Genomic DNA, 11,459 nt, shown 5'->3' with positions numbered 1-11,459 from the left:
GCGCCAGACCCGCGCCGACACGATTACGAAGGAAATCCGCTAATCGCGACGTTACCGTTTCTTTGTCGTCCTTGAATTTATCGAGCAGTGGCACCATCGCCTGAATAGCAAATTTGTTCAATGAAATCCGGCAGCCAAGCGCGATAAGCACCCGATTAATCCCGTTCGCCGCCCTGCGCAGCGCATAAGGATCCTCTGAGCCACTCGGAACATAGCCCAGCCCAATCATTCCCGCCAGGGTATCCATGCGGTCAGCAAGGCCCACAATCGCCCCCACATCGCCCGAGGGCAGATCGTCCCCCTCGCCCCGGGGCAGATAGTGCTCAAAAATAGCATTTGAGACCTCAGCCTCTACCCCTGCCCGCTCGGCATAGCGGCTGCCCATCAAGCCCTGCAACTCGGGAAACTCGTAGACCATGCCGCTGGTCAGATCGGCCTTGCAGAGCCTCGCCGCCTTATCCACCTGTTGTACGAGTTCCTTTTCGCCCGGAAAAAGTTCCGCCGTAATCCATTTGGCAAGCGCCCGAAATCGCTCGGTCTTCTCCCAGCTTGTGCCGAGGCGGGGATGGTAAACAACGCCCTTTAGTTTCTCGGCCATATCGTCGAGCGGGGTTTCGAGATCCTGTTTCCAGTAAAATTCGGCGTCCTCTAAACGGGCGCGCACAACCCGGGCGTAGCCCTGGCCAACCACCTTCATATCCTTGGCCTCGGTGTTGCTCACCCCAATGAATTTGGCGACAAGCGCCCCGCCGCCTTTTTTCCTGAGCGCAAAGCAGCGCTGGTGGGTTTCCAAGGTGGAGATAATCACTTCCTCGGGCAGATCGAGAAAACGCTCCTCGAAACTACACGTCACCGGAATCGGCCATTCGACAAGGTGCGCCACCTTTTCGACCAGCCGCTCGACGCCATCCACATCCGCCGCAAGCTCTGCCCCGGCACCAGCTGCCGCCTCTTCAACCCCGCGGCGCACGAGGGGGATACGCCCTCCGCCCGCGCCGTCGTCAACGACGGGCTCGACCTTGTGGGCGCGGAGTTTCATGAGGTAGTCATCGAAGCCTGTGACTGTGAACCCCTCGGGCGCCATGAAGCGGTGACCGAAGGTAGAATTATTGAAGTAGGGAAAATTGAGTAAAGAAGCTATCCCCTCCCTCTTTATTTCAGGGACAATCTTCCCGCCGTATAAAGCCAGCACCCAATGAATCGGCCTGACGAATGGAACCCGACCACTCCCCCAACGCATTGACTTTGGAGACGGCAGATTTCGAATCAACGGATATAAAACCCTAGCGGAAAGAATACTCCCGACCTCTTCCCCCTCATCTTCCATTAAAAACATCAACCGCTCGCCCTTGGGGGTATCTACTCTTTGAAGCTGGGAGACCTCAACGCCGCTGGTCTTGGCGAAGCCTAGGGCAGCCTTGTTGGGATTGCCATCGTCGTCAAATGCGTTTTTGACAGGGGGCCCAAAAATCTCTTCTTTCAATGGTGATTGTTGCTCGGCAAGGTCGGCAACGTGAAGAACGAGCCGCCGGGGGGTGCCCATGACGGTGAGGCCCTCGAAATCAAGACGCGCCTCTTTAAAGGACGCCTCGGCCCGCTCTTTTAGCGCAGCGAGCATGCCCGTCATGTAGGCCGAGGGGATTTCCTCGCAACCAATTTCAAACAACAGTTCTTTGCCCAACTCAACCTCTAGGATGGATGTTCAACATTTTGATATCAGGAAGCCGCACCGGCTTTTTTCTTCTTTTTCTTCTTTCCGCCTTCGCTTTCATCAGCGGGAGCGAGCTTTTTTGTGTATTCAGCAATCTGGTGCTCGCGCTCGGCATCATCTTTTATCAAGGTAAAGCCAGCCTCTAGGCGCGAGGCGATATAACCCTCGGCGCAGGCGCGGGCGAGCTTTCTGATGCGCCCGATATAGCGCGCCCGCTCGCTCACCCCGATTGCCCCCCGAGCATCAAGGAGATTAAATACGTGCGAGCATTTGAGCGCCTGGTCGTAGGCCGGAAGCGTCAGCTTTTTCTCGATGAGCTTAAAGCCCTCGGCCTCATACATGTCAAAGGCCTTGAAATTCAGGTCAACGTCAGATTCATTGAAATTGTAATGGCTGAACTCGACCTCGCTCTGGTGGTGAACGTCACGGTAGGTGACTTCCTCTCCCGTGTCGGGGTCGCGCGACCAAACAAGGTCGTAGACCGATTCTTTTTTCTGAAGGTACATCGCGATGCGCTCGACGCCATAGGTCAGCTCGGCCGATACAAGATCAAGGTCGAGGCCACCCACCTGCTGGAAGTAGGTAAACTGCGTGACCTCCATGCCATCAAGCCATACCTCCCAGCCGAGGCCCCAGGCGCCCAGGTTGGGCGACTCCCAATCGTCCTCGACAAAACGGATGTCATGATCAAGCGGCTCGATGCCCAGCGCTTTCAGGCTGTCGAGATATAGCTCCTGCACCTCAAGCGGCGAGGGCTTCAAGATCACCTGAAACTGATAATAGTGCTGGAGGCGGTTCGGGTTTTCACCATAGCGCCCATCGGTGGGCCTTCTGCTTGGCTCGACGTAGGCCACTCGCCAGGGCTCCGGGCCCAGCGCACGCAGAAACGTCGCCGGATTCATTGTCCCGGCGCCTACTTCGATGTCGTAGGGCTGCTGGATGACGCAACCCCTGGCAGCCCAGAAATCCTGGAGGCGAAGGATGACGTCCTGAAAAGTTTCGGCGGTGCTCATTCAATAAATTCCCGGTGAAGCGAGCGGGTGGCCTCCTCGGCCTGTTTTTCCTCGACAATAACCGAGATTGAAATTTCAGAGGTCGAGATCATCATGATGTTAATTCTATCGCGCGCAAGGGCGGCGAAGGTGCGCGATGCGACGCCCGCCTGGCTTTTCATGCCGATGCCGACGACCGAGACCTTGGCTACGCTATCGTCCCGAAGAATCTTGCGCGCGCCAAAAGAGCCATGCGTTTCCTGCATAATGCGTTCGGCCTCGGCGGCGGCATCACTGTTGACGGTAATCGAAATGTCGGTCAATCCCTCCTCGCTGACGTTCTGGACGATCATATCGACGGCAATGGATTTCTCGGCCAGGGAGCCAAACAGCGATGCGGCGATACCCGGGCGGTCAGCAACGCCCAGGGCGGTAATTTTAGATTGTTTTTTATCGCAGCTCACGCCGTTAACGGCGGGGGCTTCGAATCCAGCTTCATCCGGCGTGATCAAGGTGCCCTCCCCCTCGTCAAACGATGAGCGAACGACGAGTTGCAACTTATGTTTGGCCGCAAGATCGACCGAGCGCGACTGTAGAACTTTCGCCCCCAACGAGGCAAGCTCCATCATCTCGTCATAAGATATCTTCTCAAGAAGCTTGGCGCGAGGGGCGATCCGGGGGTCTGCCGTGTAAACGCCCTTTACGTCGGTGTAAATTTCGCACAAGTCGGCCTCAAGTGCGGCAGCGAGAGCCACTGCCGTTAAATCCGAGCCGCCCCGGCCCAGGGTTTGCTCTTCATTGAGTTGATCGACGCCCTGAAAACCAGCGGCGATGACAACCCGGCCCTCCTCAAGCTCTCGCCTGATCCTTTTAGGCTGAATCGTGCGAACGCGGGCGCGGGTGTGCGCCCCCTCGGTCATAATGCCCGCCTGGCTTCCGGTGAGCGAGATGGCTGAAACGCCGAGACCCTCAAGCGCTATGGCAAGAAGGGCGCTCGTGATTCGCTCACCCGAGGCGAGAAGCAGATCAATTTCGCGGCCCTCCGGGTCGTCTGATAGTTCTTTCGCCATTCCAATGAGGCGGTCGGTATCACCGGCCATGGCGCTGACGACAACGATAACCTCATCCCATTTCTGGCGAGCCGAGGCCACACGCGAGGCGACCTTTTTAATGCGGTCGATGTCGGCCACCGATGTGCCGCCAAATTTTTGTACGACAAGTGCCATGTGGAATTCTCGTCTAAAAAATATATAAAAACGATTTCACGCCGACATAAGACGGGCGCGCATCGCCTTGCCCGATAACGGGGCCCGATTCTCGCATAATTTTTCGCTGAATGCGTCCGCCCGAGGGGCTGGCGTGTTGGTGAACTTCCTCCAGAGGCCAGAGAGCCCCCCCGGCAGCTTGGGCGGATGAAGCTCTCCGGCGCGCCACTCGGCCAGCGCCCATGGTGAGGGGTCGAGCGAGCCCACCCTATCGGACATTACGAGTATGCGGCATGGCTCCCCACCTCCCGGGTCTTCCATGAGCGGCCCGATGACTTCTCTGTCGAGAGCTTCCATTGATGCGGTGAGGCCCTCGAAATTTGAGGCCATCATCGCCTCGGCCGGGTCATCAATGCAGAGCATGACAAAATCGTTTTCTCGAAGGGCCTCTCTTGTAGCTCTCACCATTTCTGCTCTGCCTGCCGTGCCTGTTTCGGATGGCTGCCGCACCTGGGCACCACCAAGGCGGCCCAGTCCCAGGGCAACGCGGCAATTAGACACCATGGCGGCGCTTGGGGTCCCTATAAGTTGAGAGAGTGGCGTGATGTGCGGGAGCACCCCTCCGCCCCAGAGCCAAAGGCTGTTGGCAGCGAACATGGCGGTTTCTTGTTTTTGCTTCAAGCCCGGATGCGTGGCCAAAATCATTTGCGAGTCGTTTACAATGTGGACGAAGCGCCTCGCCTCATCCAGGGTGGGGAGATGATCTCCGATGGGCTGGCCCATAATTTCATGAGGGGGAGAAAAAGCGGACATGGACTGGCTCGCCACGTTAAATCCAGGTTTTCGGTAGGTCAGGAGGGCCCGATAGCCGCCAAGCGAAATGATACGAATCTCCTCGTCGGGATCGGACAAAATGTTTTCATTGAGATGAGCCGTGATGCTCGCCCCATCCTCATCGGAAACTCCACATCCGGCGGCGTCGAACATCAGGACGCTGGTCGTGCCAGGCCTTAAGCAAACATAGTTCGCCCGAAAGGCAATATCCCCTTCTCCCATTTCGATGCCAAAACTCACGGCCTCAAGGGGCCCCCTGGGTAGGTTATCGTTTATTCCATAAAATTCTGAGAGCGTGGCCTCAGGGCCGGACCATGTGCCGGGACGTGTCGCCGCCCAGCCGCCGACCTCGCCGAGCGAGGCCAGCTTGACCAGGAATGGCGTTTCTGCGGCCTCCAGGGGGGTGCGGCCCTCGAAATCGGGAAGACTCTCTGCGGCGATTCCGCAGCCAAGGACGACAAGGCGCTTCAAGATGAACTCCCTAACGGCTTTTTATGCTTAGGCGAACTTCGTGCCGTCGGATTCGACTCGAACAAGTGAATATTCTGGGGTGACGACATCGAGGGCGAGTATCTCCTTGAGGGCAGCCTGCATGGCCTCCTCTGCGGCCTCATAAGTCATGATGACGAGGGGCACATGGTCGTCGCGCTCGGCTCTGCCTTTTTGGACGATGGTTTCGAGACCAATCTCATGGTTACCGAAGACGCCTGTGATGCGGCTCAAAACACCGGGGAGATCGAGGGCCGAAAAACGAAGATAGAACGGTGTCCGCACCTCTTTAGGGGATAGGATTGGGAGGCGTTTGCGCGAGTCGGGTAGAAACGCTGCGGCCGGAAGGCGCGAATGGCTCCCGCTTCTGAGCCACCTGGCGATTTCCACGATGTCTCCCACGACAGCGCTGGCGGTGGCCGCCGAGCCTGCCCCTTGTCCGACAAAGGCCTGGGGCCCTGCGTTAACGGCTGATACAGCAATGGCGTTGAACACCCCGCCCACCTGTGAGAGGGGGTGCCCCTCGGGAAGCATGGCAGGATGAACCCTGATGTCGAGCTTCCCGTCCGTCTCCCTGGCAATTGCGATGAGTTTCACTCGAAAACCCAACTCGCGCGCGAACGAAATGTCTACGTCACTGATCTTCCGGATGCCCTCGCACGGGATGGCATCGATATCAACAGGCGTTCCGTAGGCAAGGTTGGCAAGAATGGCAATCTTGTGGCTCGCATCGACCCCGTCAATATCGAACGATGGGTCGGCCTCGGCATATCCGAGTTCCTGGGCGGTTTTGAGCGTTTCATCAAAGGCAGCGCCCTCCTCGCTCATCGCCGTGAGGATGTAGTTGCAGGTTCCGTTCAAGATGCCTGAGATACCCTCGATGCGGTCGGCGGCAAATGCCTCGCGCAGGTTACGTACGATAGGAATGCCGCCGGCGACGGAAGCTTCATATCCGAGCGGGCAACCGGCTTTTTCTGCCAGCGCAAAAATTTCCTCTCCATGCACTGCGAGCACAGCCTTGTTCGCGGTAACCACGGGCTTCCCATTGCCCAGAGCCCGAAGAATGTGGGTGCGGGCGTCGTCTGTGCCGCCAATGAGTTCGGCGACGATATCGATTTCGGGATCGTCAATCAGCCCCTCGGCATCGGTGTTCAAATTCTCGGGCGCCACGCCTTTGGCGCTTTTGCGGGCCGCACTCCTGTCGGCGATACGGGTGACGGACACTTCCACGCCAAGCCGCCTCGTTATCAAATCGCGTTGCTCCTCAAGTAGATGAACAACACCGGTGCCCACAGTTCCAAGGCCCAAGATGCCAATTTTTATTTTTTCCATGATTTCTCTATCAAAGGTTGAAGATATGCCTAATCCGAAGGCAAGTCCGAGGAGTTAGTGCGAAACACAGGGCGAAGGTTCCTCATTGCCTGGCGGATTCTATGCTCGTTTTCTACCAGCGCAAAGCGGACGTGCGTGTCACCAAGCTCACCGAACCCCATGCCTGGAGCAACGGCCACGTTGGTTTCTTTAAGCAGATGGGTTGCGAAGTTGAGCGAGCCCATTTCCTTGAATTGATCGGGAATCTCTGCCCAAACGAACATGGTTCCTTTGGGCTTCTGAACATTCCAGCCGATTCTTGCGAGTCCGTCGCATAGAACGTCCCGGCGGTTCTGGTAGGTTGCCCGCATGTCTTCAACGCAATCCTGCGGACCATTCAGGGCGATTATCGAGGCTATCTGAATTGGCTGGAAGGCGCCGTAGTCGAGATAGCTTTTGATCCGGCGAAGGGCGGCGATGATTTCGGGATTTCCTACGACAAATCCGATGCGCCAGCCGGGCATCGAATAGCTTTTTGATAGCGAGAAAAGCTCGACACCCACATCCTTGGCGCCGGGCACCTCAAGCATGCTGGGTGGTTGATAACCGTCGAAACCTAGATCGGCATAAGCAAAATCATGTATGACGATCAGGTTGTGCTCTTTGGCAAAAGCCACCACCTTTTCAAAAAAATCGAGATCGACACACACGGTCGTCGGATTGTGCGGAAAGCTCAGGATCAAAATTTTGGGTTTGGGCCATATCGGACCCATTACCTCAATCAGGTTGTCAAAAAAATCATCTCCCTGCGCGAGGGGCACATGAACCACGTTTCCGTTTGCCAATACGATGGCGTAAGTGTGAATCGGATAGGTCGGACTCGGCACCATGACGAGATCGCCCGGGTTCGTGATGGCGAGGCAGAGGTGGGATATCCCCTCCTTGGCGCCAATGGAGACGATGGCCTCCCTGTCGTGGTCGATATCAACATCGAAACGGCGGCCATACCAGTCGGAGATAGCCTTTCTGAGCTTGGTGATGCCTCGCGAGGCGCTGTAGCGATGGTTTCGAGGGTTCGAGGCTGCCTCGACTAGTTTTTCGACGATATGCGGAGGGGTGGCAAGATCGGGATTTCCCATCCCGAAGTCGATGACATCCTCCCCCCGGTGGCGGGCGGCTAGTTTAAGCTCGTCCACGGCCGCGAACACATAAGGCGGCAGGCGAGTGATTCTTTGAAATTCGTGCATTCTCTTTCGCCTTCAGGGATATATCGGGAGCATACCGACGGCCACGTTTTGGCCCGACATGTCTTCCGTCATGAATGAGCGGCCCTCGGGGTCTCCTGCCCCATTCTCGCCGCCGCTCGCGCCCTGGCCCGCCAGCATCGCCTCGCGGGCGTTATAGGAGCTTCTAACGAAGGGCCCTGCAAATACATGTGCAAATCCCTTCTCCTGCCCTGCGACACGATAACGCTCAAAGGTGTCGGGATGAATATATTCGGCAACCGGGATAGCTTTTTTACGGGGCTGCAAATACTGACCGATAGTCATGATCTGACAATCTACCTCAGGCGCTCGCAGATCTTCCATTAGCGCCATTACATCCTCTTCGGTCTCTCCCATGCCGACCATTACCCCACTTTTTGTGGTCATTGTGGGATCAATCTCCCGCGCCATGCCAATTACCCGAAGGGAGCGCTCATAATCACCCCGGGGGCGCGTTTTCTTGAACAAGCGATGAACGGTTTCGATGTTGTGATTAAACACATCCGGCCTGGCATTCACTACCGTTTCGACTGCCCCGTAATTTCCCATAAAATCAGACACCAAAACTTCGACTGTCGCCTTGGATAGATTTTCGCGAATCGCCCCAATGGTCTCGACGACATGAGAGGCCGCACCGTCGAGCAGATCGTCTCGGTTCACCATGGTGACAACCACATGATGCAAATTGAGGCTCGCAGCCGCCTCGCCAACGTGCCGAGGCTCGTCCGTGTCCAGTGGGGCAGGCTCGCCTTTTTCCACCGCGCAATAACCACAAGTTCGCGTGCAAATATCGCCGCCAATCATGAAGGTCGCCGTCCCCTGCTCAAAACACTCAAACAGGTTGGGGCAACGCGCCTCCTCGCAAACCGTGAATAGGCTTTTCCTGCGCATCAGGGTCTTTACGTCATGCGCTTTGCTCGGTGCGGGAAGCCGCTTGACGAGCCATGGTGGAAATCTTCGCGAAACCATTGAAAATCCTCTGCTATCGGGTTACGAGCCGGTGCATAATAAAAACGCCCCCCGGCAGTGTCAAGGGAGGGGTTTTATACGGGATTCGCTGGTCTAAATCCATTCAATTCGAGCACAGATGGCTACAGCGGGACAATCTGCCCACCCCGAACCGTGGTCTTGGCATGAAGGGCGCGAAGGACCTGAGCCGCAGCTTTTTTGTCCGAAAATTTACCTACGCGAATTCGAAGCCAGACACCTTTAGCCTTGAGGTCAACGCGCTGGATAAATACGGCAAACCCCTTTTCTCTGAGCTTTTTGTGAATCTTGAGGGCGTAGGCCGGCTCCTTCACCGAAACAACCTGAATGGTGTAGCGCGGCCTAGCGGCTACCCTCGGAGGGCGAGGCGCTACCACAGACTTTGGAGTGTTAGCCGTTTTGCCAACAGAGGTATTTTTAAGTGGTACGGGCTTCGGTAATTTCTGGACTTTTTTCGGCACCGTTGTCATAGGTGCAGTTGGAAGCTTCAGGGGAGCTAGCTTCTCTGGTGAAGGCTCATTTTTATCCAGTAGCTCTTTATAGAAACTCGGCTTGATAACGTTAGATACGTCTGCCCTGGATGTGCCAGCCCGGGCGGTTTTCGTTCCAGAATCAAGTTTTGGCGCTATTTTTACGGTCGCCTCAGCTTCGATGGTAGGCGAGCCGGAAGTGCTTGAGCTTGCGAATGCCGTTTTGTCATCGACTCCCGCCTGCCTGTCGGCCACGAAAAAACCCATACTGAAAGAAATCGTCAACAGGATAAAAGCGCCACCGATGAAAAGCGCGAATTGTTGCCTTGAGAACGAGAATCGTATTTGCTGGGAGCCGTTTGATGAGGATTTACTAAACCAGGGCATCGGGGATGAAATCCATCGGGCGGATGGAGACAACACAATCTACTAAAAAGACTAGGGTTACGCCTCAACCCATTAACACCAATCCTACATCATCCGAAAATTTATTCCACCCACCTACATTTTGTCGGGCGCAGAGACGCCCAGGAGGGCAAGTCCATTTTTGAGGACAATCTGCATGCAGCGGATGAGATATAGCCGTGCCATCGTGACCTCGGGTGCTTGCTCAAGTACCCGGTGGCGGTTGTAGTAGGCGTGAAAATCCTTAGCCAGCGAGAGCAGATAAAAAGAAATGCGGTGGGGCTCGAGTCTCCTGGCCGCCACCTCGACAATTTCGGGCCACTCAAGCAACGTCTTGGCCAAGACATGCTCCTCGGGAAGACTCAGCCCCCCGGGTGTAATTCCTCCCTCAGTGTTGAACGTGATGCCCCGCTCGGTAGCCTGGTGAAATAGGCTGCATGTCCGGGCGTGCGCGTATTGCACATAGAAAACGGGATTCTCGCTTGATTGTTCCATCGCAAGATCCAGATCGAATTCGAGCGCACTGTCGGGGCTTCGCAACATGAAGAAAAAGCGGGCCGCATCGACACCCACCTCCTCGACCACCTTGGAGAGTTCCTCGAACTGGCCCGCGCGGGTGCTCATCTGGACGGGCTCACCTCCCCTTCGAAGGCTGACGAATTGCACGAAGAGCACCTTTAGGCGCTCGGGATCGTGTTCAAGCATTTCCAGTGAAGCTCTCACCCTGGGAAGATAGCCATGGTGATCCGCCCCCCAGATGTTGATGCATTGATCGAAGCCGCGATTGAATTTCAGGTGGTGGTAGGCGATATCCGAGGCGAGATAGGTGGGCCTGCCGTCTTCGCGAACAACAACCCTATCTTTCTCATCTCCGTGGGCGCTGCTTTTGAGCCATTTGGCGCCCTTGTCCTCAAAGATGTGGCCTGCGCTTTCAAGCGCCTGGATAGCCTCACCGACCTTGCCTGTTAACTCTGTGGGGTCCCCCCCAGCGAACAGTGATTTTTCGCTGAACCATTCATCGAAACCCACCCGAAAAGACTCTAAGTCGCCCTTGATGGTTTCGAGAATCAATTTTGAGGTGAAGGCAATCGATGCCTGGGTGGCATCGACGCCCTCCTTGCCTGCAAGGGCTTCTTGATAGGGCTTGCTCTCGGCTATTTCTTTGATGTACTCACCCGAGTAAAGGTTGTCGGGGAACTCAACATCCTCGCCCTTTGATTGCCGGTAGCGGATCAAAGTGGAGGCGCCCAGCATTTCCATCTGGTTGCCCGCGTCGTTGACGTAATATTCGCGGTGCACATCATGGCCCGTGGCGCTCAGTATCCGGCCAAGGGCATCACCAACGGCGGCCCCCCGGCCATGGCCAACATGGAGCGGGCCAGTTGGATTTGCGCTGACGAATTCGAGCAGCACTTTGCTTCCAGCACCAAGATCGCTCTTGCCGTATTCGTCGGCGGCGCTCATCACGGCGCCCAGCCCTGAGGCCAGATAGTCGGTCTTGAGATAAAAATTTAGAAAGCCGGGTTTTTCCACACGAATTTCATCGATGACATCCGCCCTCGCAGACATGTGCTCCTTGATGCACTCGGCGATGATGAGGGGCGCCTTGCGCTCTGACTTGGCAAGGAGCATCGCCAGGTTAGATGAGTAGTCGCCAAATTCCTTTTTGGCCGGCGCATCGATATCAATCGGGGGGACTTCCTCGGTTACCAAGGCCCCCGCCGCCCGTGCGGCCTCGATGGCTTGTGCCACCATCGATTCGAGTATTTCTTTAATCACGTATTCGAACT

9 protein-coding genes are annotated in these 11,459 nt (G+C 56.3%); all 9 read right to left on the bottom strand.

What is annotated here, in order from left to right:
* The coding region (locus tag HOJ95_07670) for a glycine--tRNA ligase subunit beta (protein ID MBT6394568.1) at nucleotides 1-1,681 on the bottom strand (1,681 nt) is incomplete at its 3' end.
* Nucleotides 1,682-1,716: 35 nt separating this feature from the next.
* Nucleotides 1,717-2,724 (bottom strand): glycine--tRNA ligase subunit alpha, encoded by a 1,008-nt coding sequence (gene glyQ / locus HOJ95_07665; GenBank protein ID MBT6394567.1) that lies wholly within the window; start codon nucleotides 2,722-2,724, stop codon nucleotides 1,717-1,719.
* A complete protein-coding gene (locus tag HOJ95_07660; protein MBT6394566.1) occupies nucleotides 2,721-3,929 on the bottom strand; it encodes an aspartate kinase in 1,209 nt (402 codons plus the stop codon). The genes glyQ and HOJ95_07660 overlap by 4 nt, the downstream gene beginning before the upstream one ends.
* A 36-nt stretch (nucleotides 3,930-3,965) precedes the next feature.
* On the bottom strand, nucleotides 3,966-5,213 hold the full coding sequence (locus HOJ95_07655) for a hypothetical protein (protein ID MBT6394565.1): 1,248 nt from the start codon (nucleotides 5,211-5,213) through the stop codon (nucleotides 3,966-3,968).
* A 27-nt stretch (nucleotides 5,214-5,240) separates the two neighbouring features.
* Nucleotides 5,241-6,563 (bottom strand): homoserine dehydrogenase, encoded by a 1,323-nt coding sequence (locus tag HOJ95_07650; GenBank protein ID MBT6394564.1) that lies wholly within the window; start codon nucleotides 6,561-6,563, stop codon nucleotides 5,241-5,243.
* 29 nt (nucleotides 6,564-6,592) lie between these two features.
* Nucleotides 6,593-7,789: an aminotransferase class I/II-fold pyridoxal phosphate-dependent enzyme gene (locus HOJ95_07645; protein ID MBT6394563.1), complete on the bottom strand. Its 1,197-nt coding sequence runs from the start codon at nucleotides 7,787-7,789 to the stop codon at nucleotides 6,593-6,595.
* A gap of 12 nt (nucleotides 7,790-7,801) precedes the next feature.
* The gene (gene lipA / locus HOJ95_07640) at nucleotides 7,802-8,776 is read right to left on the bottom strand and encodes a lipoyl synthase (protein ID MBT6394562.1); all 975 of its coding nucleotides are present in this window, start codon (nucleotides 8,774-8,776) and stop codon (nucleotides 7,802-7,804) included.
* A 122-nt stretch (nucleotides 8,777-8,898) separates the two neighbouring features.
* Complete coding sequence (locus HOJ95_07635; protein MBT6394561.1) at nucleotides 8,899-9,651, bottom strand: hypothetical protein; 753 nt, start codon at nucleotides 9,649-9,651, stop codon at nucleotides 8,899-8,901.
* Nucleotides 9,652-9,765: 114 nt separating this feature from the next.
* Nucleotides 9,766-11,445, bottom strand: coding sequence for an arginine--tRNA ligase (locus tag HOJ95_07630; GenBank protein ID MBT6394560.1), 1,680 nt, complete (start codon nucleotides 11,443-11,445; stop codon nucleotides 9,766-9,768).
* Nucleotides 11,446-11,459 lie beyond the last annotated feature (14 nt).

This window comes from Nitrospinaceae bacterium, from assembly GCA_018669005.1.
Lineage (GTDB): Bacteria > UBA8248 > UBA8248 > UBA8248 > UBA8248 > UBA8248.
This window is presented reverse-complemented; position numbering and strand designations above follow the sequence as displayed.